A 26861-nucleotide genomic window follows, 5' to 3' on the forward strand; every position below is an offset into this window, starting at 1 on the left:
GAGCCGTCGCGACGGGTTCTCTCAGCGCTTGTTGAAAACCGTTCGGTGCCACGGCTTCTCGGAGACCGTCGTGATGTCACTCATCACGTGCTTGATGGCCAGATATTCCTCGAAGGAGTAGGCGCTCATGTCCTTGCCGAAGCCCGAGGCGCCGAAGCCGCCGTGTGGCATCTCACTGATGATCGGAATGTGGTCGTTGATCCACACGCACCCGGCATTGATCTCACGCGATGCCCGCTGCGCGCGGTACACATCGCGCGTCCAGGCAGAGGCGGCCAGACCATAATCCGTGTCATTGGCCTGCCGGATCGCGTCATCGTCATCGGTGAACTCGCGCACTGCCAGCACCGGCCCGAACACCTCGGCCCGGTAAATCTCCGAGCTCTCGTCGACGTCGGCGACCAAGGTCGGCCGGTAGAAGGCTCCCGGCAGATCCGGCGCCACACCACCCGTGACAATCCGGCCACCCTGCCCGGCCGCCCGCTCGACCATGCCGGCAACCTTCACTCGGTGGGCTGCGGAGATCAATGGACCCAAATCCGTATCGGGGTCTTCCGGATCCCCGACCACTATCTTGCCCATCACCTCGCCGACGCCGGCGACGAAGTCGGCGTACAGATCCCGGGCGACGATGGCCCGAGTGGCGGCGGTGCAGTCCTGGCCGGTGTTGATCAGCGAGCCGGCAACCGCCCCCTGGATTGCCGCATCGAGATCGGCGTCGTCGAAGACCACGAACGGCGCCTTCCCCCCGAGTTCGAGTTGGGTGCGGTGACCGTGCACGGCGGCGGCGGCCATCACCTTGCGGCCGACCTGCGTCGAACCCGTAAACGTCACCACGTCAACATCCGGGTGGCCGGCGAGCGCCGCACCCACGTCCTCCCCGGCGCCGGTCACAACATTGAGCACTCCGTCGGGCAGCCCTGCCTCCCTGGCGATCCGGGCCAGTGTCAGGGTGGTCAGTGGGGTGAGCTCGGCAGGCTTGATCACCACGCTGCACCCCGCGGCCAACGCCGGAATCACCTTCCACACCGCCATCTGCAACGGATAGTTCCACGGGGTGATGGTTGCGACCACGCCAACGGCCTCGCGACGGATGCTCGACGTGTGGTCACCCGAATATTCCGCGGTCGCCTTGCCCTCGAGATGCCGTGCCGCGGAGGCGAAGAAGGCGATGTTGTCGATGCTGCCCGGAATGTCGAACTCGGTGGCCAGCCGGACCGGCTTACCGGTCTGGCTCACTTCTTCGGCGATCAACGTCTCGGCGTGCGAGTCTGCGAGCTCGGCCAGCTTCGTCAGCACCGTGGCCCGATCTACCGGTGTCGCGGTCGCCCAACCCCTGAGTGCCGAGCGAGCCGAGGCGACGGCGGTATCGACGTCTTCTGGTGTCGCCAACGCCAGTTCGACCACGGTGGCGTTATTCGCTGGATTGACCACCCGGTGCAGCGGCCCTCCGGTAACGACGGGCGCACCGTCGATCCAGCAGGAGGCGATTGTTGCGGTCCGGCCGGACGCGACGACGTTCATGGCATTTACCGTACCGCAACGCATCCCGGCGACGATACGAAATCCCTCGAGAAGAATTGACTTGGAGGTCGCATTTGCTCGATCAAAAGTTGCTGTTAACAACGCTTTTGAACTATAGTCGCGTCATGTATGGAATCGAGCCGCCTCGCTTGATTCGGTTGCCGCATCCGCTCGTCGCGTTCAGAGGGATGAGAGCCACCGCGGTCAAACCGGCCGTACGACCGCCGCGATAACCCCGATTCGCCACCGCGACGACCGGATCGAATTCGCCGGGAGCCCGCTTTTGCAGCAATCCACATCCAAATCAGAGCCGTGACCGGGAGTGATATCCACCCTAACTTGGGTTTATGCGTGACTTGTTGGGCAACAACGTGATTGGGATATAGGATGACGACTACCCAAGAAATAGACGGCATTTCCGCGAGTCTGTCCGATAGAGCGGATCGGTATCTATGGGGTCACTTCGCGCGACACGGAGCCGGAATCACACCGCCGATTGTCGTCCGCGGGGACGGCGCGCAGATCTGGGACAGCAACGGCAAGAGTTACATTGACGGCTTGTCCGGCCTGTTCGTGGTTCAGGTCGGCCATGGCCGAAGGGAACTCGCCGAAGTGGCGGCAAAGCAAGCCGAACGACTGGCGTTTTTCCCGCTATGGTCGTATGCGACACCGGCGGCGATCGAGCTCGCCGAGCGACTCGCCGGATATACCCCGGGCGACTTGAACCGGGTGTTCTTCACCAGCGGAGGGGGCGAAGCCGTTGAAAGCGCCTGGAAACTAGCCAAGCAGTACTTCAAGCTGATCGGCAAACCCGGCAAGCATAAAGTCATCTCCCGATCAGTGGCATACCATGGCACCACCCAGGGCGCGCTTGCCATCACCGGCATCCCCGCGTTCAAGGCGCCATTCGAGCCGGTGACTCCCGGGGGTCTGCGGGTACCGAACACGAACTTCTATCGTGCGCCTGCCCCGTACGACACCGACATCAATGAGTTTGGGACCTACTGTGCCGACCGCATCGCCGAGGCCATCGAGTTCGAGGGACCCGAGACGGTGGCCGCGGTGTTCCTCGAACCTGTACAGAACGCCGGGGGTTGCTTCCCCCCACCTCCCGGTTACTTCGAAAGGGTTCGGGAAATCTGCGATCAATACGACGTGTTGCTGGTTTCGGACGAGGTGATATGCGCGTTTGGCCGGATCGGATCGATGTTCGCGTGCAATGACTTTGGCTACACGCCGGACATGATCACCTGCGCCAAGGGCCTATCGTCGGGGTACTCCCCGATCGGCGCGATGATAGCCAGCGACCGGTTGTTCGAGCCGTTCAGCGACGGGCGTACCGTCTTCGGGCACGGCTATACCTTCGGCGGGCACCCGGTGTCGTCGGCGGTGGCGCTGGCCAACCTCGACATCTTTGAGCGGGAAGCGCTCAACGACCATGTGAAGGCGAATGCTCCGGCGTTCCGCGCGACGCTCGAGCAACTACTCGACTTACCGATCGTCGGAGACGTGCGCGGCGAGGGTTACTTCTACGGCATCGAACTTGTCACGGACAAAGCCGCCAAAGGAACGTTCAACGACGAGGAAAGCGAGCGGCTGCTGCGCGGCTTTTTGACGCCGGCATTGTGGGAGGCGGGCCTGTACTGCCGAGCGGACGACCGTGGTGACCCAGTGGTCCAGCTGGCTCCACCGCTGATTTGTGGCCAGAAAGACTTCGACGCCATCTATGACATCCTGCGCAGCGTGCTCACCGAGGCGGGCAACCTGCTGTAGTTAAGGCTTCAGGGTGAAATCGCCCGCCGCGCCGGAGCTGTGGGCATTGCTCCCGCCGCTAGCGGGTGCCGGTTTGCGCGGTGAGGTCTACCTGTCGCCGGTGGTCGAGAATAAGGACGGCGACGTGCAGCGACGTCATGGACTCGGCGTCATCGAGGTCGACCCCGAGGATGCGGCCGAGCGTGGTCAACCGCTTGTAGAGCGCGGGGCGGCTGATGTGCAAACGTTGCGCCAAAGCCGCCTTATTGCCGGCGAGTTGCAGGTAATGGCGGAGGACTTCCAGGTGCGATGGTTCGTTGCCCGGTTCGCCGGCCAGGAGTGCCTTGAGTTCGGTTTCGGCGAATTGCTGCACGCGCGGGTCGTCGCGCAATAGCGCAATCAGGCCGCGCAACCGCACATCGGTCGCGCGAAAGAGTGCTTGTGTCGTCGCGGGCATCGCGATCGCGACCTCGCCGATGTGTGCCGCCTGCCGCAAACCGCGAATCGCGTCGGTGATGGTGGTGACCGGCTCGCCGACCGCAAACACCGATCGCTGGGTGCCGTCCAGTCGCTGCAGGTCGGTGCGCAGACGCAACCCCAGCGCGTGCAGTATCTTTTCGGCCCCGCCGCGGGCGGCGTTAAGCGCCAACACCGCGCCGATCTCGCCGTCCCGGCGGATTGAGAACAAGCCGCTATGGCCGGCCGCGTTCGCCGTATGCGTGACAGTATCAAGCAACCGTGTGTTGCGCCTTTGGGCTGCAACAGGATCCGTATGACCAGTCGGTGGCTGGGCGCGTACCGCCACCGAGAAGTAGCGCGCCGCCTTGCGCAGGCCCAGCGCGTGCGCCCGGGCGGCGACCTCGTGCTCGTCGGTCATCCGACTCAGCAGGACGTCATCGATCAGCCCGCTTTGCGCCTGCTGGTGCAGCCCGCTCCGGTCGCGTTCGATCATCCGGTGCAATGCCAGCGCTGCGCTTGCGCGCTCGAGAACCATCGTGGCCCGAGCCCGGTCATCCGACTTTCTTGGAACGATCAGTCGCCCCCACTCCTCTCCGCGGGGACCCACGGAGGTGACCGTCCAGCCTTCGCTCCCGCCGCTGTGGGTCGGGCTCCTACGCGACCGCTGCTCCCAGTCGGCAAGCAAGGACACTGCCGACCCACCATCGGCGGCGACTGCGAGTGCCTGGTGTGCAAGGTCCTCCAGCACAACCGGTTCGTCGAGGATGCGCCCGGCAGCATCGACAATCGCGCCCGCCGAGGCGCGGAGCATGCTCAACTCGGTGAAAGTCTCGTGCACGCGCCGAGCAAAGGCGACCTCGTCGTACTGCGCGGCGACAATCCGCCGATGCACAGCCTCGGTCACGTCGACGAACCTGATCTGACGGTGCAGCGCCACCAGCACGAGATCCAAACGCTGCGCCAGCGCAACCACCGAATCGGGCACGGCGGAGACCGCCGTTCCGAGTTCGACGACCACGCCGACGGCGCCGGCGTCGGCCAGGCCCTGTAAGTAGCGTCGCGGCGCACTGTCGAGCGCGACGCCGGTGGTCAAGACAAGCTCGCCGCCCTGCAACAGGGCCGACAGGTCGGGGATATCGCCAATATGCACCCACCGGATCGGGTCCTCGAACCGGCAGGAACTCAAGACCTGCGGCATTCCCTGCCGCAGCACCGGGAGCTCGATCACCTCACGAACCGTTAACGACATTTACACAGTGTAATTGGGGCCGCGCAAACGCTAACACTATGAATCCCTACTCCACCCTTCGGCTCGGACAGACTCGAAGAGACTGCCGCCGATTTCTCCTTACCCGGCCAGCACCGGCCAGCACCGGCCAGCACTACGAAAGAGACCCCATGACAGAGCTCGTGCAGCACTGGTCCGACGGTAAGGTCTACGCGGGCACTTCCGGTGCCCGTGCGCCGATCACCAATCCGGCGACCGGTCAGGTGACGGCGCAGGTGGCACTGGCCAATGTCGACGACGCCCGCACGGTGATCGCCGCCGCCGCCGCAGCGTATCCGCAGTGGCGGGACACCTCCCTCGCCAAGCGCACCCAGGTCCTGTTCGCGTTTCGCGAGTTGTTGAACTCCCGCAAGAAAGAGCTGGCACGGATCATCACCAGCGAACACGGCAAAACCGTGCCCGACGCGCTGGGCGAGATTGAGCGCGGCCTGGAAGTCGTCGAGTTCGCCTGTGGCATACCCTATTTGCTTAGGGGCGGCTTCACCGAGAACGCATCGACGAAGGTCGATGTGTACTCGATCCGCCAACCACTGGGCCCGGTCGCCGTCATCTCCCCGTTCAACTTCCCGGCGATGGTGCCGATGTGGTTTTTCCCGATTGCCATCGCCGCCGGTAACACAGTGGTGCTCAAACCCTCCGAGAAGGACCCTTCGGCGTCGCTATGGCTGGCCCGCCTGTGGGCCGAAGCCGGTCTGGCGCCGGGTGTTTTCAACGTATTGCAGGGTGACAAGGCCGCCGTTGACGAGTTGATCACCAATCCTGCAATCAAGTCCGTGAGTTTCGTCGGTTCCACCCCGATCGCACAGCACGTGTACGCGACCGCCACTGCCACCGGAAAGCGCGTACAAGCACTGGGCGGCGCGAAAAACCACGCGGTGATTCTGCCCGACGCCGACCTCGACCTGGCGGCCGACTCGATGGTCAACGCGGGCTTCGGCTCGGCCGGTGAGCGCTGCATGGCAATCTCGGTGTGCGTGACTGTCGGGTCAATCGCTGACGAGCTGGTGGCCAAGGTCGCCGAGCGAGCCAACAACCTCAAAACGGGTGACGGCACACGTCATACCGACATGGGTCCGCTGGTCACCAAGGCCCACCGCGAGAAGGTCGCCTCCTATATCGATGCCAGTGAAGCCGCCGGGGCCAAAGTCGTCGTCGACGGCCGTGCCGTGCGCCCCGACGGCGCGCCGGATGGGTTCTGGTTGGGCCCGACGCTGATCGACCACGTCAACACCGATATGAGCGCCTACACCGACGAGATCTTCGGACCGGTCCTCTCGGTGGTTCGCGTCGAAACCTACGACGAGGCAATGGCGTTGGTGAACTCCAACCCGTACGGCAACGGCACGGCGATCTTCACCAACGACGGCGGCGCCGCACGTCGATTCCAGAACGAAGTCGAGGTCGGCATGGTCGGCATCAACCTGCCCATTCCGGTTCCCATGGCTTACTACAGTTTCGGCGGCTGGAAAGCCTCGCTCTTCGGCGACGCCCACGCCCACGGGATCGAAGGGGTGCAATTTTTTACGCGTGGCAAAGCCGTCACCCAGCGCTGGCTCGACCCATCCCACGGCGGCATCAATCTCGGTTTCCCCCAGAACAGATGAAAGAGCACGCCATGCCCCTAGTAGGCGACGTCACCTGCACCGCAGCATTACCCGACGGCCAGAGCCCCGACGTCGTCCGCCACCGAGCAGAGCGCGCCTACGAGCTCGATCGGGCCCACGTCTTCCATTCCTGGTCGGCCCAAGCCGAGATCACCCCCATGACGATCACGGCGGCGCAGGGGTGCTACGTGTGGGATGGTCGCGGAAATCGACTGCTGGACTTTTCTTCCCAGCTCGTCAATACCAACATCGGCCATCAGCATCCCAAGGTCGTTGCCGCCATTGCCGAACAGGCTCACAAGCTTTGCACCGTTGCGCCCCAGTATGCCAACGAGGCGCGTTCTGAAGCTGCGCGCCTGATCGCCGAGCGCACCCCCGGCGAGCTGGACAAGATCTTCTTTACCAACGGGGGCGCCGATGCCAACGAGCACGCGGTGCGGATGGCCCGGCTACACACTGGCCGCCACAAGGTGCTGACCCGGTACCGGTCCTACCACGGCGGCACCGACACCGCCGTCAACCTCACCGGAGACCCGCGACGGTGGCCCAACGACTATGGCAGTAGCGGCGTCGTGCATTTCTTCGGACCATACCTTTACCGCTCGCGGTTCCATGCCAGCACCGACACCGAGGAATGCGAGCGTGCGCTGGACCACCTCGACGAAGTCATCCGACTGGAAGGGCCTTGCACGATCGCGGCGATCCTGCTCGAAACCATTCCGGGCACGGCCGGAATCATGGTGCCGCCGCCGGGGTATCTGGCCGGCGTGCGTGAACTGTGCGACCGCCATGGCATCGTGTTCATCGCGGACGAGGTGATGGCCGGCTTCGGACGCAGCGGAAAGTGGTTCTCCGTGGAGCACTTCGGCGTTGTTCCGGATCTCATCACCTTCGCGAAGGGGGTCAACTCCGGCTATGTGCCGCTGGGCGGTGTCGCCATCAGCCCCGCGATCGCCGAAACCTTCGCGCACCGCGCCTACCCCGGCGGCTTGACATATTCGGGGCATCCGCTGGCCACCGCGGCCGCCGTCGCCACGATCAACGTGATGGAAGCCGAACACATCATCGCCAATGCCGCCCGCATCGGCGAGGAGGTCATCGGCCCCGGCCTGCGAGACATCGCCCGCAGGCATCCCAGCGTCGCCGAGGTGCGCGGCACAGGCGTCTTCTGGGCAATCGAATTGGTCACCGACCGAGAGACACGCACCCCACTGGCCCCGTACGGCTCCAGCAGCGTCGCGATGGATGCAACCGTCGCGGCCTGCAAGGCCGCCGGGCTACTGCCCTTCGCGAATTTCAACCGCATCCATGTGGTCCCGCCGTGCATCATCAGCGCGTCCGAGGCGCGCGAAGGACTGGATATCCTGGACCGGGCACTGAACGTCGCTGATTCCCACTCGGTGGGAGGCTGACACGTTCCGCCGCAAGGCAATCGCGTCGATACCCCGTCGTCCGGGACCCGGGGCGGTGCCCGGCGTCAAACCAATACGGCGGCCGGATCGGTGAACGGCAGACCCAGGTCGCCCGCCACTTGCGCCGACAGTAGTGCGCCATCGTGTGTTGAAAGCCCCTTGGCCAGAGCGGGATCGGACCGGCACGCCGCCTGCCAGCCGTGGTCGGCGAGGTTGAGAGCATAGGGCATTGTGGCATTGGTCAGCGCCACCGTCGACGTCTTGGGCGCCGCGCCGGGCATGTTCGCCACGCAGTAGAACACCGTGTCGTGCACGGCGAAGGTGGGCTGGTCATGGGTGGTCGGCCTCGAGTCCTCAAAGCAGCCACCTTGATCAATGGAGATGTCCACCAACACCGCACCCGGCTTCATCTGAGCGACGAGAGAATTCGAGATCAGCCGGGGAGCTTTGGCACCAGGCACCAAGACGGCTCCGATCACCAGGTCGGCGCGCCTGACGGCGCCCTCCAGCTCGTATGACGACGAATACCGCGTGCGGACGTGGCCACCGAACTCCGCATCCAACAACCGCAATTTGTTGATATTGACGTCGAAAACCGTTACCGCGGCCCCCATCCCACCCGCCACCCGAGCAGCGTTGTAGCCCGCCGTGCCAGCACCCACCACCATGACATCGGCGGGTTTGACCCCGGGAACACCGCCCATCAGAACACCGCGCCCCCCATGGGTGCGCATCAGGTGGTAGGCGCCGACCTGCGCCGAAAGGCGACCAGCCACCTCACTCATCGGAGCCAGCAGCGGAAGAGTGCCGTCAGCGGCCTGCACGGTCTCATAGGCGATCGACGTTGTCCCCGAGGCCAATAACGCGTCGGTGCAGGCACGCGAGGCTGCCAGATGCAAATAGGTGAACAAGACCTGACCACGACGCAAAAGCCCATATTCACCCGGCGTCGGCTCTTTGACCTTGAGCACCAGATCGGCCTCGTCCCACACCTGCTCGGCCGTACCGGCCACTTGGGCGCCAGCGCCTTTGAACTCCGAGTCCGTGATCGCCGACCCGTCGCCCGCACCGGCCTGCACCAGCACCTCGTGGCCGCGACGACTCAACTCGGCAACACCGGCTGGCGTGATGGCCACCCTGAACTCATTGTTCTTCGTCTCGGTCGGGATCCCGACACGCATGATCGCTCCCCTTGCCGTTGATTCTATGGCTCAAATCTTGAAGAAAGATCAGAGGAAATGCAAAGCTACTGACGATAATTCGGTAAAATCGCGTTGTGACAGATAAGCCAACGGGATCGATGGTTCCTTCCGGTGACGTGCCGAAGGATCTTCGGCACGTTGATCTCGACGAGGTGGACCGCAGAATCCTGAGCCTGCTGCACAACGATGCGCGCATCACCAACAGTGCGCTGGCAGGGGCGGCACGGATTGCGCCTTCGACGTGCCACGGCCGCGTTCGGCGAATGGTGGATCTCGGCGTGATCCGGGGGTTTTACACCGACATCGACCCGGTCGCGGTGGGATTGCCGCTCCAGGCGATGATTTCGGTCAGCCTGAAGTCCAATGCGCGCGGCAAGATCCGCAGATTCATCCAACGGATCCGCAGCAGCAGGAGGGTGCTGGACGTGTATTTCCTTGCCGGTGCGGACGATTTTCTCCTGCACGTGGCTGCCCGTGACACCGAAGACCTGCGCGCTTTCGTGGTAGAAAACCTGAACGCCGACGCCGACGTCTCGGGAACGCAGACGTCACTCATCTTCGAGCGTCTTCGCGGGGCGGCGCCCATTTAGCCGCCTGTTTCGCTAGGTGTCGTGACCTAACACGTTGTTGTCAGGCAGCGAGTCGGCTGATCGGTGGTTGTCCGCCGAGGGCGGAGTGGCCTCGTCGAGTGTTGTAGTGGCGAAGGAATTGGTCAAGGCCGCGTCTGCGCAGGGTGTTGTTGGTCCAGGGGCGGGCGTAGGCCCATTCGTTGAGCAGGGTGCGGTTGAAACGTTCTGCTTTGCCGTTGGTCCAGGGACAGCCGGGTTGGGTGAATCGGCGTTTGAGTTGCCAGGCCGAACAAACCCAGCCCCAGTCGGTGCCGCGTCGGTAGACCAATGCGTTGTCGGTCAGTAGCCGACGCACGCGCACGCCGTGGGCGGTGAACCAGGCCAGTGCCCGGTGGAGAAACCCAGCGCACGTCGGGTCCTTCTCATCGGGGAGCACTTCGCTGTAGGCCAGCCGGGTGTAGTCATCGATGGCAGTGTGGACGTAGTCGTAGCCGATCTTGGTCTTCTTGTGCCGGTGGGCTACTGAGACCGCGGCGTGGCGGCCGTGCAGCCGCCACCCACCACCGGGGGGGATGCGGCCGAGCTTTTTGACGTCGACATGAACCATGGCCCCCGGCGTGGGGTGTTCGTAGCGGTTGGGGCTGCGTCGAGAGCAGCGCACCGCCTCGCCGGTGATCGGGTCGATCGCACTCAGATGCGGCATCTGGTGGCGCGCCAGGATCCGCCCAACCGTCGAAGGAGTCAGACCGAGTTCGGCGGCCAGCACCACAGCGCCGCGCTTACGGCGTCGGCGGGCGGCGAGCACCTTCTGCTCGACCTGATAGCTCGTGCGGTTGGGCATCCGGATCGGCCGTGACGAACGGTCGGCCAACGCAGGATTGCCGCCCTGGGCATATCGGCGCAGCCACTTGTACACCGTTGCCCGCGAAATCCCCAGTTGCTCAGCCACACGCGCGGCCGGCCACCCAGCGGCGACACGCTCAACGATCAACCGACGAGCGAACACATTGGTACGGGCGTTAGCGTGAGACACAAGGACCTCCTACGGGTGAATGCCAGACACATCCACTCCGTCAGGAGGTCCTCCCACTTTCAAGCAGGCACGCCGTTAACAACCTCCCGGGTCACGACAGCTAGGCGACGGAGGACGGCTCTCGCCGGGTGCGCGGCCCCACCATGCGGAACACCTTCTCCGGGGCGAGCAGCGGGCGCGGAACTCGACGCCGAAATCGAAAACCCCGTCCGAGCCGGCGCGGCCGGCTATCACGGCGCGATGACCGATATCCTCGCCGCCGGTGCCTTTTCGCACCGAGACAGCGATCGCCGTTGTGTGACTCAAGCGATCGGTGCGTGACGCCGAAGCTTCGCCTCTCAGCGCGCCATGATCGTGTGCTCGCCGCGGGGCACCAGCTCCCCGATGACGGGCGCGCCCGGGATCTCCCCGGCGATCAGCAGCCCACCCGAGGTCTGGGCGTCGGCGAGCAGCAGGGCCTCGTCCTCGCCGACCGCAGACAGGTCGACGTGCGGTGCCACCCACTCGAGGTTGCGCCGCGTGCCCCCGCTGACGTAGCCGGCGGCCAGCGCGTCGCGCGCGCCATCGATGTAGGGCACCGCGGCCGGGTCGATCACCGCGGTGACGCCGCTCGCCCGCGCCAGCTTGTGCAGGTGCCCGAGCAAACCGAAACCCGTTACGTCGGTGGCGCATTCGACGCCCGCTGCCAGCGCCGCCGCGGCCGCCCCGGCGTTGAGGGTGGTCATCACCGCGATGGCTTCCGCGAAGCGCTCGCCCGTCGCCTTGTGCCTGCTGTTCAGCACGCCGACGCCGAGTGGCTTGGTCAGCGACAGCGGGGTTCCCGGTTTGCCGGAATCGTTGCGCAACAACCGGTTCGGATCCGCGATCCCGGTCACGGCCAGGCCGTACTTGGGCTCCGGGTCGTCGACGCTGTGGCCGCCCGCGAGATGGCAGCCGGCGAGGCCGCAGACGTCCAGCCCGCCGCGCAACGTCTCGGCCGCCAGCTCGAACGGCAGCACGTCCCGCGGCCAACCGAGCAAATTCACCGCGACCACCGGGCGGCCACCCATCGCGTAAACGTCGGACAACGCGTTGGTGGCGGCGATGCGGCCCCAGTCGTAGGGGTCGTCGACGACGGGGGTGAAGAAGTCCGTCGTGGCTATCAGCGCCTTGCCGCCCTCGATGCGCACGACGGCGGCGTCGTCGCCGCTGTCCAGCCCGACCAGCAGCTCGCCGACCGGATCGCGGGGCGCGCTCGCCGCGAGCCCGCGGACGATGTCCTCCAGTTCACCGGGCGGGATCTTGCACGCGCAGCCGCCGCCGTGAGCGTACTGAGTCAGTCGATAGGTCACGCGTCCATAATTGTCCACATGGTCCAGGGAGGCGTGTCCGGTCTGGTGACCGGCGCGGTCTTCAAAACCGTCGAACGGCAGTCGCTGCCGCTGGCGGGTTCGATTCCCGTCCGCCTCCGCCATCCTCCCTCGGACCCGGGATGACCGAGCCAAGTGACAAGCGACGGCTCGTGCCGCGCACCGACGTCCTGCTTGCCGACCCGCGCCTGGTCGAGGCGCAGCGCGTGCTGGGCCGCGCGCTGGTGAAGTCGGTGATCGCCGACACCCAGCGGCGTGCGCGAGCGGGTGAGATCGAGCCCGAGCGGGTCGCCGAGCACGCCGTCGCCGCGCTCCCCGCCACCGCGTCCAGCCTGCGGCCCGTCGTCAACGCCACGGGCGTGGTGGTGCACACCAACCTGGGCCGCGCCCCGCTGTCGCGGGCCGCCGTCGACGCCGTGGTCGCCGCGTCCGGGACCACCGACGTCGAGTTCGACCTGGCCACGGGCCGGCGCGCGCGCCGGGGCCGGGGCACCCTGGCCGCGCTGGCCCGCGCGGTTCCGACCGCCGGGGGCGTGCACGTCGTCAACAACAACGCCGCCGCGCTGCTGCTGACCGCGCTCACGCTGGCCCCCGGCCGGGAGATCGTCCTCAGCCGGGGTGAGCTCGTCGAGATCGGCGACGGCTTCCGGATTCCCGAGCTGCTGGAGTCGACGGGATCGCGGCTGCGCGAGGTGGGGACCACCAACCGCACCAGCCTGCGCGATTACGCCGGGGCGATCGGGCCGGACACCGGGTTCGTCCTCAAGGTGCACCCGTCCAACTTCCACGTCACCGGGTTCACGTCCGCTGTCGGCGTCCCGGAGCTGGCACAGCTGGACGTCCCCCTGGTGGTCGACATCGGCTCGGGGCTGCTCGCGCCGCACCCGCTGCTGCCCGACGAGCCCGACGCCACGTCGACCCTGCGCGACGGCGCGGACCTGGTCACCGCGAGCGGCGACAAACTCCTCGGCGGCCCCCAGGCCGGCCTGCTGCTCGGCCGCCAGGAGCTGATCGAGCGGCTCCGGCGCCACCCCGCGGCCCGCGCCCTGCGCGTCGACAAGCTCACCCTCGCCGCGCTGGAGGCCACCCTGACGGGCCCGCCGCCGCCCGTCGCCCGGGCGCTGGGCGCCGACGTGGCGGAGCTGCGCGTCCGCGCCGAATCGCTCGCCGCCCGACTGCCCGACGCGGCGGCGGTCGACTGCGTCGCCGCGGTCGGCGGGGGCGGGGCACCGGGCGTGCGGCTGCCCAGCGCCGCCGTCAGCCTGCCCGCGCCCTACGCCGTCGCGCTGCGCGCCGGCAACCCGCCCGTGGTGGGTCGCCTCGAGGCCGGCCGGTGCCTGCTCGACCTGCGCACGGTGCCGCCCGAGGACGACGAGCTGCTGGCGGAGGCGGTGCTGGCATGTTCGTCATAGCGACGGCCGGGCACGTCGACCACGGCAAGTCCACCCTGTTGCACCGGCTGACCGGCATGTGGCCGGACCGGCTGGCCGAGGAACAGCGCCGCGGCCTGACCATCGACCTCGGCTTCGCCTGGACCGAGATCGAGGGCCGCGAGCTGGCGTTCGTCGACGTGCCCGGCCACGAGCGGTTCGTCGCCAACATGCTGGCCGGGGTGGGCGCCGTCCCGGCGATCCTGTTCGTGGTGGCCGCCACCGAGGGCTGGATGCCCCAGTCGGAGGAGCATCTCGCGGCGCTGGACGCCCTCGGGGTGCGCCACGTCCTCGTGGTGATCACGAAGGCCGACCTTGCCGACCCCGCCCCGGCCGTTGCGCAGGTGTCCGAGCGGCTCGCCGCCACCTCGCTCGCCGGCGCTCCCGTCGCGATCGGCGCCGACCTCGACCGGGTGCGCGCGGAGCTCCTGGCGCTGACCGACCGGCTGCCGGCCCCCGACCCCGACGCCGACCTGCGGCTGTGGGTGGACCGCAGCTTCTCGGTCCGGGGCGCGGGCACCGTGGTGACGGGCACGCTGGCCGCCGGCACCGTCCGGGTGGGCGACGAGCTGGAACACGCCGGGCGGCGCGTCACCGTGCGCGGGCTGCAGTCGCTGGGCCGTGGCCATTCGGCGGTCGGTCCGGTGGCCCGTGTCGCGCTCAACCTGCGGGGCGTGGACCGTCACGACATCGGCCGCGGGAACGCCCTCCGGACGCCCGGCGCGTGGCTGGACACCGCGGAGATCGACGTCACGCTCCGTTCGGCGGGCGCCCTGCACCGTCAGCTCGTCCTGCACATCGGGTCCGCCGCGGTGCCCGTACACGTGCGCCCGCTGGGGCCGGCGGCCGCGCGGCTGCGGCTGTCCGCCCCCCTGCCGTTGCGGGTCGGTGACGTCGGGTTGCTGCGCGATCCCGGGGAACACCGGATCGCGGCGGGGGTGACGGTGCTCGACGTCCGCCCGCCCGCGCTGCGCCGCCGCGGCGCGGCCCGCGACCGGGCCGCCGAGCTGGCGACCGGCCGCGTCCGGCCGCCCGACTGCGCCCGGGCGACCGAGCTGCACGCCATGGGCGTGGCGCTTTCGGGGCTGCGGGTCGGTGACTGGGTGGTCGCCCCGCGGTGGTGGGCCGACCGGCGCGAGCGCGCGACCGCCGCGGTGCGGCGCTGGGCGGACGCGCACGAGGTTGCGGCCGGGATGCCGCTGGAAGCGGTGCGGCAACAGGCCGGCTTGCCCGCGACGGAGCTGGTGTCCAAGCTGCTCGACGGCACGGGCCTGGAGGTCGTCAACGGGCTGGTGCGCGCGCCCGGGGCGGCTCTGCCGGCTCGGGTCGACAAGGCGGTGCGCACGATCGAGGAGTGGCTGGCCGACGAGCCGTTCCGGGCGCCGGAGGCCGATGAGCTGGCCGAGCTGAAGCTGGGTCCGCGCGAGCTCGCCGCGGCGGTGCGCGCCGGGCGGCTGAGCCGGATCGCCGACGGGGTCGTGTTGGGGCCGGACGCTGTCGATCGGGCGGCGGGGATTCTCGCGACGCTGCCGCAGCCGTTCACCGTCAGCGAGGCGCGCCGCGCGCTCGGCACCACCCGCCGGGTCGCCGTGCCCCTGCTCGATCAGTTGGACGCCCGCCGCGTCACGCGGCGGGCCGCCGACGGCACGCGGACGATCGCCTGACCCGTCAGAGCGGTTGGGCCACGGTTTCGCGCGACCTGGCCGCGATCAACTCGAGTTGCGCGAGGTTGGCCGCCACGGTGACGAGCGGCTGAGCGGCCTCGACCGCCTCGGGGCCCGCGGGTGACTCGGCGCGCAACGCCCGGACGAATTCGCCAGCCATCGGACGCCCCACCGTGTCGCCGGTGTCGACCCGCCCGGCGATCTGCTCGACGGCGAAGTCGAGGTGGGCTTCCAACAGCGACCGGGTAGCCGGGCACGCCCCGGCCGGCGGCAGCGTCCTGATGTCGGCGATCATGTCCGCCGTCAGGCGTACCCAGGTGGCGCGGTTGGCCGCCCGCACGACCGGGGTGCGCAGGTCGGCACCGCTGCCGGTCTCCGAAAGATAATGGCGCACAGCGTCGTCGACGCGCCGGCTGCCCACCAGGGCATCGTGGCTCAGAACGGCGAGATCGGCGTCGTCCCCCGGCCGATGCCGGGTGACCCGCAGCACGGCCGCCCGCAGGTAGCGCACGTTGACGTCGCGGGCGGCGTCGATGAGGGCGGACACCGCGGCCGTGGCGCCGCGCGGCCACAACAGCAGCGATACGCCCATGCCGACGGCCGCGCCCACCGCGATGTCCTCGATGCGCAGCAGGCCGATACGCCAACCGGTGGGGAGCGTGAGGCTCAGGATGGTCAACAGGTTCAACGTGCCCACGGCCTGCGCGGCGGCGAACGAAACGAAGCGCGGCAGATAGGTGGAGGCGAACACGGTGATCGGCACCAGCAGCCATTGCACCCCCGGTGTGACGCCCACGGCGGCGACGAGCAATCCGCCGAAGACAATGCCGACCGCGGTGCCCGTCACCGCCTGCACGACCTTGGTTCGGGTGGCCAGCGCGCTGCTGCTGAGCACCAGCATCGTTCCGACCACGACCCAGAAGCCGCGGTCGACAAGATGCAGGTGCGCGACCGCCACCGCCAGCGCCAACCCGACGCCCATGCGCAGGCCGTTGTGGGCCGCCACGGACCGGGCGGCCAGGAAGGCGCTGAGGGTCATGGTGCCGGCGACGGTCTCCGGGGACAACCGGTCGGCGAAGCCGGTGGGCGGCAGTCTCAGGCCGAGGGCCCGCGCCCACACGGGCCGGGCGTCGGCCGCCACCGCCGCGACGATCACCCTGCCCGCCAGGGCGACCGTCGTCGCGATCACCCGGCACTCCAGCAGCCGCCGTCCGACGGCGACCGCGGCCACGTCGTCCGGCGCGGCGAGCACCAGCGCGACGTTGTCGCGGTACTCGTGACGCGCCCGCGACCGCAACCGGGGCAGCGCCTCGTCGAGCGCCGCACGGTTGGCCGGCAGTTCCGCCGTCAACGATGCGTCCAGCATGCGGGCGCAGCAGCGCAGGACGTCGACGGCCGGCGTGTTGACCGCTCCCAGGACCGACGCCGTCCGGTCGTCGACCACGTCGGCGATCAGTTCCAGGAAGTCGACGAGGCGAACCAGCGCCCGGCTGCCCGCGCTGAGGCCGACCGGGCGGGAGCTGGCGGCCAGGAAGTTGGCCCGCAACGCGTCCATCGCCTCGGTCACGTCTTGGGCCGAGCCGGCGCCCTCCATCCGGTCGGCGAGCGCCGCACACACGCGTGCGGCGCGGCGACGCAGCTCGTCGTAGTGCCGGGGTGGGAGGACGAACAGCGCCGCCGGCACGCAGATCACCAGCGCGATGACCCAACCCAGCAGCCGGTCCCCGAGCGGGCCCGCAGGCGTACAGACCGGCCAGATGTAGAACAACAGGGTCGCGCGCTGGCCGGCCGACATCGTCGAGCTCAGCATGCCCGCCAGGCTGGCGACCACACCGAGGACGAGCGTCAACGTCACCGCCAGCCAGGCGTTGGGGGCGACCAGCGTGCCGAGGCTGATCAGCGCGAACCCGTTGGCGGCCAGCCCGAGGTAGGCCACTACGCGCTGCTGTCGGTTCCCGGGAAAGTCGGTTACCACCAGCAGCCAGAACGCGCCGAGCAGCGCGTAGAGGGGCACCGCCTTGCCGCCCACCACCAAGAAGGCGAACCCGGTCGTGACCGGCACCGCGATCGCCGCGCGGATCGCGCGGCGCAGCGCATCACCCTCCGGATCCTTGGTCCGCAACAGCTGCCACGTCTGCCGGATCGAGGGGATCCGGATCAGCATGAGTGGATGATAAATCCACCGCCCGCGGCGGTGCCGCCGTCGCGGCCCGCTACAGCCGCTCTTTGACGGCCGCGGACAGGCGCGAGCCGTCGGCCTTGCCCGCCGCGATCGCCGTGGCCGCCTTCATAACCATGCCCATCTGCTTCATGCCGGGCCGCTGCCCGATCTCCTCGGCCACCTGGGCGATGGCGGTGTCGGCGACGTCCGCCAGTTCGGCCTCGGTGAGCGGGGTGGGCAGGTACTCGTCGATGATCCGCGCCTCGGCGTGCTCGTTGGCGGCCAAATCGCCGCGGCCGTTCTGGGTGTAGATCTCGGCGGACTCGCCACGTTTGCGGGACTCGCGGGCCAGCACCTTGATCACTTCGTCGTCGGAGAGTTCCCTGGCCTGCTTGCCGGAGACCTCCTCCGTCTGGATCGCGGCCAGCACCATGCGCAGGGTCGCGGTCCGCAGCTTGTCCTGGTTCTTCATCGCCTGGGTCAGGTCGGCCCGCAGCCGGGATTTGAGTTCCGCCATGCCCGAGACGCTACGCGCCACGCGGTCGGTCAGGATTGAGAAATGCCCGGACCGCCGACAGGATGGACCCCATGACAATCGACGGGCCGCCTGGTTATCCGGTCGGCCCGCCCCCGGCGTACGGTCCACCGCCCGCATACGGCCCGCCGCCGGGATACGGGCCGCCACCGGGATACGGTCCCCCTCCCGGGTACGGGCCGCCGCCGGCATATGGCCCCCCGCCCGGGTACGGGCCGCCGCCATACGTTCAGCCGGCCAAGCCCGGGATCATTCCGCTGCGGCCGCTCACCCTGAGCGAAATCTTCAACGGCGCAGTCGGATACGTCCGGAGCAACCCGAAGGCGACCCTGGGACTGACCGCGATCGTGGTGGTGATCATCCACGCGGTCACGCTGATCGCCACGCTGACGCCGCTGGCCGCCTACGGCCGGTTCGACACGGAACGCACCGACGAGGTTCCGGCGGGCGTCGTCGGCGCCGGCCTGGCCTCCATGAGCGGTGGCGTCCTCGTCAGCTGGCTGGGCGGCATGCTGCTGTCCGGCATGCTCACGGTCATCGTCGGCCGGGCCGTGTTCGGGTCACCGATCACGATGGGCGAGACGTGGGCGAAGATCCGCGGCCGGCTGTGGCCCTTGCTGGGGCTGGCGCTGCTGGAGGGCGTGGTGTCGGCGGCCCTCATCGGGTTCGTCGTCGTGCTGGTGGCGGCGCTGGTCGCCTTCGGCAACGTGACCGCCGCGGTCCTGTTGGGCTTCCCGCTGGCACTCGGCGTTCTCGCCCTGATGACGTACCTGTACACGGTGGTGCTGTTCGCGCCGGTGCTCATCGTGCTGGAGCGCCTGCCGGTCTTCGATGCGATCACCCGATCCTTCGCGCTGGTCCGCAACGGCTTTTGGCGGGTGCTGGGGATCCGGGCACTCACCTTCCTCGTTGTCACCATCGTCGCCGGCGCCGTCGGAGCGCCGTTCAGCATCGCCAGCCAGTTCTTCCTGGTCTCCTCGTCCGGCGTGGCTTTCCTGGCGAGCACCGCCATGGCCTCGTTCGGGTCGGCGATCGGCCAGATCATCACCGCGCCGTTCAGCGCCGGGGTCATCGTGCTGCTGTACACCGACCGCCGGATGCGCGCCGAGGCGTTCGACCTGGTGCTGCAGACCGGCGCGGTCGGCGGGCCCTACGCGGTCGCGTCCACCGACAATCTCTGGCTGACCCGCCCCCGCTGAGGACCAATACACAGTGCCTTCCATCGACATCGATCGAGACGCCGCGCACCAGGCCGCTCAGATCGAACTCGGCAAACCGATCTACGGCAAGGAGTCCGCCGGCCAGCGGTTCACCGAGTGGCTCAACGAAATGATCTACCGGCTCCTGCAGAAGGCCGCCACGGTGCCCGGCGGCTGGATCACCACCACGGTGCTCTTCGTCCTGCTGGCGGTCGCGGTGGTGGCCGCCGTCCATGTCGCGCGGCGCACCATGCGCACCGACCGCGGCGGTGACTATCAGTTGTTCGGGGCGGCCCAGCTCACCGCGGCGCAGCACCGCGCCACGGCCGAAAGCTATGCCGCGGAGGGCAATTGGGCGGCCGCGATCCGCCACCGGCTGCGCGCCGTCGCCCGCCAGCTGGAGGAGACGGGCATAGTGGAGCCCGCACCCGGCCGCACCGCCAACGAATTGGCCCGCGACGCCGGTGCCGCGCTGCCGCACTTGAACGACGAGTTGTCGCGCGCGGCAACGGCTTTCAATGACGTCACCTACGGCGAGCAGCCCGGGACCCCGGACGCGTATCGGATGATCGCCGACCTCGACGACCACCTGCGGTCTAGACCGCAGGCCGCGCCCTCGGCACCGGGGCCGCCCGCGTCGCCCGAATCCTGGGCGCAGGTCCGGTGACGGCGACCACCGCGATCGCCGACACCGGTACGCGTCGCCGGCGGTCCTGGCGCTGGGTGATCCTGACGCTGTTGGCGCTCGCCCTGATCGCCGGAACCGACGCCTACCTGACCGCCCCGCGGCCCGGCGCGCGGATGGACCCGGCCGCGACCGGCCCCGACGGGGCCCACGCACTGGTGGCGTTGCTGCGCGACGGCGGCGTCGACGTTGTCGTTGCCGACGGGATCGCCGACGTCGAACGGGAGGCGCGACCCGACACGCTCATCCTCGTGGCGCAGAGCCAGTACCTGGCCGACGCCACCCTCGACCGCCTGGCGAAAGTCCCCGGTGACCTCTTGTTGGTGGAACCGACCACACGCACCCGCGAGGCCCTGCTGCCCGGTTTCCGGATGTCGGGCACCGGCACCGGCTTCGACAGCAAGCCCGAATGCGCGCTGCGAGAAGCGACTCGGGCCGGCCCGGTCCGGTTCGGCCCGAGCGAGGCCTACCGGGCGAAGGATTCCCGGCCCCTGACCAGTTGCTACGACGGGGTGCTGATCCGCTTCCGGGACCACGGCCGCACCGTCACCGCGGTCGGCAACAGCGACTTCATGACCAACGGGAACCTGCTGCAGGCGGGCAACGCGGCGCTCGCGATGAACCTCGCCGGCGACCGGCCCCGCCTGGTCTGGTACGCGCCGCACCGCGTCGAGGGCGAATCGTCGACGTCGGCCTCGGTGCTCGACCTCGTCCCGCAGAACGTGACGTGGGTCGTTGTTCAGCTCTGGCTGGTCGTGCTGCTGGCGGCGCTGTGGAAGGGCCGCCGGCTGGGCCCGCTGGTCGCCGAGGAGCTGCCGGTCGTGGTGCGCGCCTCGGAGACAGTCGAGGGCCGCGGCCGGCTGTACCGGTCCCGCCGGGCCCGCGATCGGGCGGCGGCGGCCTTGCGCACCGCCACCCTGCAGCGGCTGCTGCCCCGGCTCGGCCTGGGGCCGGACGCTCACCCACCCGCGGTCGTCACGACCGTGGCCCGGCGCATCGGCGCCGACGCCGGGTTCGTCTCGTACCACCTCTTCGGCCCACCCCCGGCCACCGACCACGACCTGCTACAACTTGCCCGTGCGCTCGACGACATCGAAAGGCAGGTCACCCAGACGTGACACAATCCGCCCCACCTCCCGCCACCCAGACTCCCGCCGCTGACTCGGCGCGCGACGCGCTGCTGGCGCTGCGCACCGAACTCGCCAAGGCTGTGGTCGGACAGGAGGGCGTCGTCAGCGGCCTGGTGATCGCGTTGCTGTGTCGCGGCCACGTGCTGCTGGAAGGCGTTCCGGGCGTGGCGAAGACGCTACTGGTCCGGGCGCTGGCCGCCGCGCTGCGCCTGGAGTTCAAGCGGGTGCAGTTCACCCCCGACCTGATGCCCGGCGACGTCACGGGCTCGCTGGTCTACGACGCCCGCACCGCAGCGTTCGTCTTCCGGCCGGGCCCGGTGTTCACCAACCTGCTGCTGGCCGACGAGATCAACCGCACCCCGCCCAAAACGCAGGCCGCGCTGCTGGAGGCGATGGAGGAGCGTCAGGTCAGCGTCGACGGCGAACCCCGCCCGCTGCCCGATCCCTTCATCGTCGCCGCGACGCAGAACCCGATCGAATACGAGGGCACCTACCAGCTGCCCGAGGCGCAGCTCGACCGCTTCCTGCTCAAGCTCAACGTCACGCTGCCGCCGCGGGACGCCGAGATCGCCATCCTCGGCCGGCACGCGCACGGCTTCGATCCCCGCGACCTGTCCGCCATCCAGCCGGTCGCCGGGCCCGCCGAGCTGGCGGCCGGGCGGGAGGCCGTGCAGCACGTGCTGGTCGCCGACGAGGTGCTGGGCTACATCGTCGACATCGTGGGCGCCACCCGCAGCTCCCCCGCCCTGCAGCTGGGCGTCTCGCCGCGCGGGGCGACCGCCCTGCTGGCCACGGCCCGGTCGTGGTCGTGGCTGTCCGGCCGGAACTACGTCACGCCCGACGACGTCAAGGCCATGGCCCGCCCCACGCTGCGGCACCGGGTCATGCTGCGTCCCGAGGCCGAGCTCGAGGGCGCGACGCCAGACGGCGTGCTCGACGGGATCCTGGCCTCGGTACCGGTGCCCCGCTAGTGATTCGCGTCCGCGACGATGCGGTGCGGGTACCGCCCGCTTGCGGGGGACGAAGCGATGAGGAGCGGCGCCAATGATCCTGACCGGGCGCGCCGGCCTGCTGGCGCTGGTCTGCGTCGTGCCCATCGCGCTGTCGCCGTCGCCGACGAACACATTCGCGGTGCTGCTCGTCGCGCTAGTGGCCCTCGTCGCCGTCGACGTGGCGCTGGCGGCCGGCACCCGCACCCTGCGCTACACGCGCTCGCCCGACCGTTCCGCCCGGCTCGCCCAGCCGGTGGACGTCGAGCTGCTGATCCACAACGACGGCCGCCGCGCGTTTCGCGGTCAGGTCCGCGACGCGTGGCCCCCGAGCGCGCGCGCCGAGCCGCGCAGCCAGTCGGTGACGATCCCCGCCGGGCAGGGCCAGCGCATCCAGACTCAGTTGCGGCCGGTCCGCCGCGGCGACCAGCGGGCGGCCGCGGTGACCGCCCGGTCGATCGGCCCGCTCGGGCTGGCCGGGCGGCAGCGTTCACGGCAGATCCCCGGCCAGGTGCGGGTGCTGCCGCCTTTCCTGTCGCGCAAGCATCTGCCGTCGCGGCTGGCCAAGCTGCGGGAGATCGACGGCCTGCTTCCGACGCTGATCCGCGGGCAGGGGACGGAATTCGACTCGCTGCGCGAATATGTCGTCGGGGACGACGTGCGCTCCATCGACTGGCGCGCCACCGCGCGACGCGCCGACGTCGTGGTGCGCACCTGGCGACCCGAACGCGACCGGCGCGTGGTGATCGTGCTCGACACCGGACGCACGGCCGCGGGCCGCGTCGGAGTGGACCCCATCGCGGCCGACCCGGCGGGGTGGCCCCGGCTGGACTGGGCGATGGACGCGGCCCTGTTGCTGGCCGCGCTCGCGTCGCGGGCCGGCGACCATGTCGACTTCCTCGCCCATGACCGGGTGAGCCGGGCCGCCGTGTTCGGCGCGTCGCGCACCGAACTCCTCGCGCAGCTGGTGGACGCGATGTCCCCGCTGCAGCCCGCCCTCATCGAATCCGATTGGCGCGCAACCGTCGCCACGATCTTGCGGCGCACCCGGCGCCGGTCCCTGGTGGTGCTGCTGACCGACCTCAACGCGACGGCGCTCGACGAGGGCCTGCTGCCGGTGCTGTCGCAGCTGTCGGCCAGACACCACCTGCTCGTCGCCGCGGTCGCCGACCCCCGGGTCGACCAGATGGCGGCCGGCCGATCCGACGCGGCCGCAGTCTACGACGCGGCGGCCGCCGAGAAATCCCGCAACGATCGCGGCGCCATCGCGACGCGACTGCGCCGCGGCGGCGTGGAGGTCGTCGACGCCCCGCCCACCGAGCTGGCCCCCGCGCTCGCCGACCGCTACCTGGCCATGAAAGCGACCGGCCGGCTCTGAGGGCTCAGCCCGTGGGCACCACGTCCGGGGCGTCCTCAATGTCGCCCGTCTCGCCTGCCTTCAGCGCTCGCCGGCCGAAGTATCCGATGTACGCCAGGAACGCCGCCTCCGCGACGATCCCGATGCCGACGCGCAGGAACGTCGGCATCGGCGACGGCGTCACCAGCGCCTCGATCAGCCCGGAGACCAAAAGCACGCCGACCAGGCCGACGGCGACCGACACGACGGCCCGGCCCTGTTCGGCAAGCACCTGCCCCCGCGGCCGGTCACCCGGTGATATCACCGACCATCCCAGCCGCATTCCCGTTGCGCCGGCGAGGAATACGGCCGTCAGCTCCAGCAGGCCGTGGGGTGCCAGCAGACCCACCAGCAGGCCGCCCTTGCCGGCCTGGAACATCAACCCGGCGATGAGGCCGAGGTTGGCGGCGTTCTGGAAGAGGATGAGCGGAATCGGCAGCCCCAGAACCACGGCAAGCGCGATGCACTGCGCGGAGACCCACGAGTTGTTCACCCAGACCTGCAGCGCGAACGCCGCCGCCGGGTGCTCGCTGTAGTACGACGCGACGTCGTGGTTCACCAATTGCTCGATGTCGCTTGGGGTCCCGACCGCCGACTGCACCTCGGGATTGTTGGCCACCCAGAACGCAATGATCAGCACGACGGCGAAGAACGCCGCCGCCGTGCCCGCCCACCACCGCCACGACCGGTACGCCACCACCGGGAACGACACCGTCCAGAACCGGGTGAACGAGCTGCTGAGCGGCGCGTGAGCCCCGGTCACCACCGAGCGGGCGCGCGCCACCAGGCTCGAGAGCCGGCCGATCAGCAAAGAGTCCGGCAGGTTCGTGCTGGCCGAGCGCAGGATCGACAGATGGGTGGACACACGCTGGTAGAGCTCGACCAGTTCGTCGACCTCCGCCCCGGTCAGCGACCGGCGCCTGCCGATCAGCTCGTTGAGCCGGTCCCAGGTGCCGCGATGGGTCAGCACGAATGCGTCGACGTCCACCCTGCGCAGGGTACCGTTCGGTGTTATGTCGGAGGTGGTCACGGGCGATGCCGTGGTGCTCGACGTGCAGATCGCGCAGTTGCCGGTGCGGGCCGTCAGCGCGCTGATCGACATCACGGTCATCCTGGTCTGCTACGTGCTCGGGCTGATGCTGTGGGCGGCCACCTTGACCCAGTTCGACACCGCGCTGAGCACCGCCGTCTTGCTGATCTTCACAGTCCTGGTGATCCTCGGGTATCCGCTGGTGCTGGAAACCGCCACCCGCGGCCGATCGGTGGGCAAGATCGCGATGGGCCTGCGGGTGGTTTCCGATGACGGCGGCCCGGAACGCTTCCGGCAGGCGCTGTTTCGCGCGTTGGCGTCGGTCGTGGAGATCTGGATGCTGTTCGGGAGCCCCGCCGTCATCTGCAGCCTGTTGTCCCCCAAGGCCAAACGCATCGGCGACATCTTCGCCGGCACCGTGGTGGTCAGTGAACGCGGACCCCGGCTGACTCCGCCGCCGGTGATGCCGCCGTCGCTGGCATGGTGGGCGTCGTCGCTGCAGCTTTCCGGGCTCGACCCGGGCAGGGCCGAGGTCGCGCGCCAATTCCTTTCCCGGGCATCACAATTGGACTGGCAACTACGGCAGCAGATGGCGTATCGCATCGCGGGCGACGTCGCGTCGCGGATCGCGCCACCCCCGCCACCGGGCGCGCCGCCCGAACTGGTGCTCGCCGCCGTCCTGGCCGAACGCCATCGCCGCGAGCTCGCGCGGCTTCGGCCCTCCGCGCCACCGCCCCCGCCGATGACGCCGTGGCCGCCGCCGGCGGCCCGGCCGGCGCAGCAGGAACACGCCGGCGGATTCTCGCCGCCCGCCTAGCGGGCCTAATGGGAGTTGATCGGCGATCAACCACCAGATCAGCGATCTGGAGACCGAACTTGTGCTCGGCGCCCGGGTGCGCGGGCGACCTGCACCACCAAGCCCTGCGAGCCGTCGGCAACCGCCTCGTCGGCATCATTCACGGCTGCCTAAGCCACCACACCACATACAACGAACAAACAGCGTGGTCGCACCGCCACAACAACCCCCACCACCAACGCCGCTTGACAACTTACGCACCTGGGATGTCTAGCCGGATACGGTCGCCGCCATCCAGACGACGTCGGCGATCAACAACACCCAGCCGCACAGGGGCACGACTATTCCGCCGCGGCGCTTCGCGGTGAAGAACGAGACGACCAGCACCACGAACGCCACCACGGGCGCACCGTAGAACGCGACGCCGAAATCGATCCCCCCGCGACCCAGGTTGGGACAGTTGCGGGCGCTGCACCCGTCGGTGCTCATCACGGCCCCGAGCGCGAACAGCATGACGATGGCGGCGGCGGGCACCGTCGTCAGCGCCAGCCCCCAGTTGACCCACGGCCACACGTTGCGCCTGCGGTTCCCGGCGCCGGCGGCCGGTTCCGCCGCATCGGGGGCTCCGCTGCCTACGGCGAGGTTGGAGTCATTTGCGTTCATCACAGAGTTCCTACCCGGCACCCGGCGGATGCAAACCGGGCCGGGCCTGAGAGTCCGGGAGAAACCCGAACGCGCATCACCCCAGCTCAGCCGCAGTCCCTGGTCAACAATGGCCCGGACGTTGCATCGCGATAGTTTTCGATATATCGTGATATTCCGAAGGCGCCGAACCTGGCGCCACATCTGAAAACGTGAGGACACGACATGAACAACCCATTCACACCGCCCGGCACGCCGTTCGGCGGCCACCCGGGCGCCGGATTCGGCTTCGGCCCAGGCCCTGAGGTGGGCGTACCCCCCTTGCGTGGGGGACGGCGCGCCCTGCATGGCGCCCGGCGGCACGCTCGCCAGGAATTCCTCGAACACCTCCGCGACCACGTCGGCCACGACGGGCCACTGGGGTTCGGCCCCGGTTTCGGGCCGGGCTTCGGCCCGGGTTTCGGACCCGGCTTCGGTTTCGGCCCGGGCGGCCGGCGCGGTGGAGGCCGTCGCGGCGGCCCCGGCCGCGGGCGCCGCGGTGACGTGCGCGCCGCGATCCTGGCCCTGCTGGCCGAACGGCCGATGCACGGTTACGAGATGATCCAGCAGATCGCCGAACGCAGCAACGGCATCTGGCGGCCCAGCCCCGGATCGGTGTACCCGACCCTGCAGCTGCTGGACGACGAAGGCCTGATCACCGCGAGCGAAAGCGACGGCAGCAAGAAGCTGTTCGAACTGACCGACAACGGCCGCGCGGAGGCCGAGAAGCTCGACACCCCACCGTGGGACGAAATCGCCTCGGGCGCCGACCCCGGTCAGGTGAACCTCCGGGCTGCCATCGGCCAGCTGTTCGGCGCGGTGGCGCAGTCCGCGCACACCGCGAACGCCGACCAGCAGCAGCGCATCGTCGAGATCCTCAACAATGCGCGACGCGAGGTCTACGGCATCCTCGGCGAGGACTGACCCACCCCTACCGCCGCGAGACCCCTACCGCCGCGAGCGTGCGCAGATG

22 protein-coding genes, 1 tRNA gene and 1 pseudogene are annotated in these 26861 nt (G+C 69.1%); 15 read left to right on the forward strand and 9 right to left on the reverse strand.

Going from position 1 to position 26861, the window contains the following annotated elements; translation table 11 throughout:
- Positions 1-21: 21 nt before the first annotated feature.
- Complete coding sequence (locus G6N56_RS15290; RefSeq protein WP_085255196.1) at positions 22-1524, reverse strand: gamma-aminobutyraldehyde dehydrogenase; 1503 nt, start codon at positions 1522-1524, stop codon at positions 22-24.
- A gap of 387 nt (positions 1525-1911) precedes the next feature.
- On the opposite strand from G6N56_RS15290, the gene G6N56_RS15295 reads away from it, so the two are divergent.
- Positions 1912-3297: an aspartate aminotransferase family protein gene (locus tag G6N56_RS15295; protein WP_085255195.1), complete on the forward strand. Its 1386-nt coding sequence runs from the start codon at positions 1912-1914 to the stop codon at positions 3295-3297.
- 58 nt (positions 3298-3355) lie between these two features.
- On the opposite strand, the gene G6N56_RS15300 is transcribed toward G6N56_RS15295, so the two are convergent.
- Positions 3356-4984 carry a PucR family transcriptional regulator gene (locus G6N56_RS15300; protein ID WP_085255194.1) on the reverse strand — a complete coding sequence of 543 codons (1629 nt, stop codon included), beginning with the start codon at positions 4982-4984 and terminating at the stop codon, positions 3356-3358.
- A 149-nt stretch (positions 4985-5133) separates the two neighbouring features.
- Here G6N56_RS15300 and G6N56_RS15305 point away from each other — a divergent pair, with 149 nt between their 5' ends.
- On the forward strand, positions 5134-6627 hold the full coding sequence (locus G6N56_RS15305; RefSeq protein WP_085255193.1) for a CoA-acylating methylmalonate-semialdehyde dehydrogenase: 1494 nt from the start codon (positions 5134-5136) through the stop codon (positions 6625-6627).
- Positions 6628-6638: 11 nt separating this feature from the next.
- Positions 6639-8039 carry an aspartate aminotransferase family protein gene (locus G6N56_RS15310; protein ID WP_085255380.1) on the forward strand — a complete coding sequence of 467 codons (1401 nt, stop codon included), beginning with the start codon at positions 6639-6641 and terminating at the stop codon, positions 8037-8039.
- Between the two features lie 65 nt (positions 8040-8104).
- Here G6N56_RS15310 and ald read toward each other — a convergent pair whose 3' ends face one another.
- On the reverse strand, positions 8105-9220 hold the full coding sequence (ald, locus tag G6N56_RS15315; protein WP_085255192.1) for an alanine dehydrogenase: 1116 nt from the start codon (positions 9218-9220) through the stop codon (positions 8105-8107).
- A 119-nt stretch (positions 9221-9339) separates the two neighbouring features.
- On the opposite strand from ald, the gene G6N56_RS15320 reads away from it, so the two are divergent.
- Positions 9340-9831 (forward strand): HTH-type transcriptional regulator AldR, encoded by a 492-nt coding sequence (locus tag G6N56_RS15320; RefSeq protein WP_085255191.1) that lies wholly within the window; start codon positions 9340-9342, stop codon positions 9829-9831.
- A 40-nt stretch (positions 9832-9871) separates the two neighbouring features.
- Here G6N56_RS15320 and G6N56_RS15325 read toward each other — a convergent pair whose 3' ends face one another.
- Together G6N56_RS15325 and selD are read right to left on the reverse strand one after the other, a co-directional pair.
- Positions 9872-10843 carry an IS481 family transposase gene (locus G6N56_RS15325; protein ID WP_085255190.1) on the reverse strand — a complete coding sequence of 324 codons (972 nt, stop codon included), beginning with the start codon at positions 10841-10843 and terminating at the stop codon, positions 9872-9874.
- A gap of 338 nt (positions 10844-11181) precedes the next feature.
- Entirely contained in the window at positions 11182-12174 is a 993-nt protein-coding gene (gene selD / locus G6N56_RS15330) for a selenide, water dikinase SelD (RefSeq protein WP_085258401.1), read from the reverse strand.
- 27 nt (positions 12175-12201) lie between these two features.
- Here selD and G6N56_RS15335 point away from each other — a divergent pair.
- The 3 genes from G6N56_RS15335 to G6N56_RS15345 all read left to right on the forward strand — a co-directional run bounded on the left by G6N56_RS15335 (position 12202) and on the right by G6N56_RS15345 (position 15286).
- A tRNA-Sec gene (locus tag G6N56_RS15335) sits at positions 12202-12296 on the forward strand.
- An 18-nt stretch (positions 12297-12314) separates the two neighbouring features.
- Entirely contained in the window at positions 12315-13604 is a 1290-nt protein-coding gene (gene selA, locus G6N56_RS15340) for an L-seryl-tRNA(Sec) selenium transferase (protein WP_085258238.1), read from the forward strand.
- On the forward strand, positions 13592-15286 hold the full coding sequence (locus G6N56_RS15345; RefSeq protein WP_085258239.1) for a selenocysteine-specific translation elongation factor: 1695 nt from the start codon (positions 13592-13594) through the stop codon (positions 15284-15286). Before selA ends, G6N56_RS15345 begins: the two co-directional genes overlap by 13 nt.
- Positions 15287-15290: 4 nt before the next feature.
- Here the strand turns inward: G6N56_RS15345 and G6N56_RS15350 are convergent, their stop codons facing one another.
- Complete coding sequence (locus G6N56_RS15350) at positions 15291-17450, reverse strand: FUSC family protein (RefSeq protein ID WP_085258240.1); 2160 nt, start codon at positions 17448-17450, stop codon at positions 15291-15293.
- A gap of 49 nt (positions 17451-17499) precedes the next feature.
- Positions 17500-17964: a GatB/YqeY domain-containing protein gene (locus G6N56_RS15355; protein WP_085258241.1), complete on the reverse strand. Its 465-nt coding sequence runs from the start codon at positions 17962-17964 to the stop codon at positions 17500-17502.
- Positions 17965-18035: 71 nt separating this feature from the next.
- On the opposite strand from G6N56_RS15355, the gene G6N56_RS15360 reads away from it, so the two are divergent.
- From G6N56_RS15360 to G6N56_RS15380, 5 genes are all read left to right on the forward strand, one after another.
- On the forward strand, positions 18036-19181 hold the full coding sequence (locus G6N56_RS15360; RefSeq protein WP_085258402.1) for a hypothetical protein: 1146 nt from the start codon (positions 18036-18038) through the stop codon (positions 19179-19181).
- Between the two features lie 13 nt (positions 19182-19194).
- Positions 19195-19848: a DUF4129 domain-containing protein gene (locus G6N56_RS15365; protein WP_085258242.1), complete on the forward strand. Its 654-nt coding sequence runs from the start codon at positions 19195-19197 to the stop codon at positions 19846-19848.
- Positions 19830-20984: a DUF4350 domain-containing protein gene (locus tag G6N56_RS15370; protein ID WP_085258243.1), complete on the forward strand. Its 1155-nt coding sequence runs from the start codon at positions 19830-19832 to the stop codon at positions 20982-20984. The genes G6N56_RS15365 and G6N56_RS15370 overlap by 19 nt, the downstream gene beginning before the upstream one ends.
- Complete coding sequence (locus G6N56_RS15375) at positions 20981-21967, forward strand: AAA family ATPase (RefSeq protein WP_085258244.1); 987 nt, start codon at positions 20981-20983, stop codon at positions 21965-21967. Before G6N56_RS15370 ends, G6N56_RS15375 begins: the two co-directional genes overlap by 4 nt.
- A 73-nt stretch (positions 21968-22040) precedes the next feature.
- The gene (locus G6N56_RS15380) at positions 22041-23363 is read left to right on the forward strand and encodes a DUF58 domain-containing protein (protein ID WP_085258245.1); all 1323 of its coding nucleotides are present in this window, start codon (positions 22041-22043) and stop codon (positions 23361-23363) included.
- A 4-nt stretch (positions 23364-23367) separates the two neighbouring features.
- On the opposite strand, the gene G6N56_RS15385 is transcribed toward G6N56_RS15380, so the two are convergent.
- Entirely contained in the window at positions 23368-24369 is a 1002-nt protein-coding gene (locus tag G6N56_RS15385) for a stage II sporulation protein M (RefSeq protein WP_085258246.1), read from the reverse strand.
- Positions 24370-24394: 25 nt separating this feature from the next.
- On the opposite strand from G6N56_RS15385, the gene G6N56_RS15390 reads away from it, so the two are divergent.
- Together G6N56_RS15390 and G6N56_RS15395 are read left to right on the forward strand one after the other, a co-directional pair.
- The gene (locus G6N56_RS15390; protein ID WP_085258247.1) at positions 24395-25228 is read left to right on the forward strand and encodes an RDD family protein; all 834 of its coding nucleotides are present in this window, start codon (positions 24395-24397) and stop codon (positions 25226-25228) included.
- 80 nt (positions 25229-25308) lie between these two features.
- A pseudogene (locus G6N56_RS15395) lies at positions 25309-25446 on the forward strand (IS110 family transposase); the annotation flags it as partial.
- Positions 25447-25477: 31 nt separating this feature from the next.
- Here the strand turns inward: G6N56_RS15395 and G6N56_RS15400 are convergent.
- On the reverse strand, positions 25478-25870 hold the full coding sequence (locus G6N56_RS15400) for a hypothetical protein (protein ID WP_085258249.1): 393 nt from the start codon (positions 25868-25870) through the stop codon (positions 25478-25480).
- 204 nt (positions 25871-26074) lie between these two features.
- Between G6N56_RS15400 and G6N56_RS15405 the strand changes: the two genes are divergently transcribed.
- Positions 26075-26812, forward strand: a complete 738-nt coding sequence (locus tag G6N56_RS15405; RefSeq protein ID WP_085258250.1) for a PadR family transcriptional regulator — start codon at positions 26075-26077, stop codon at positions 26810-26812.
- The last annotated feature ends 49 nt before the right edge of the window (positions 26813-26861 follow it).

Source organism: Mycobacterium saskatchewanense, assembly GCF_010729105.1.
Lineage (GTDB): Bacteria > Actinomycetota > Actinomycetes > Mycobacteriales > Mycobacteriaceae > Mycobacterium > Mycobacterium saskatchewanense.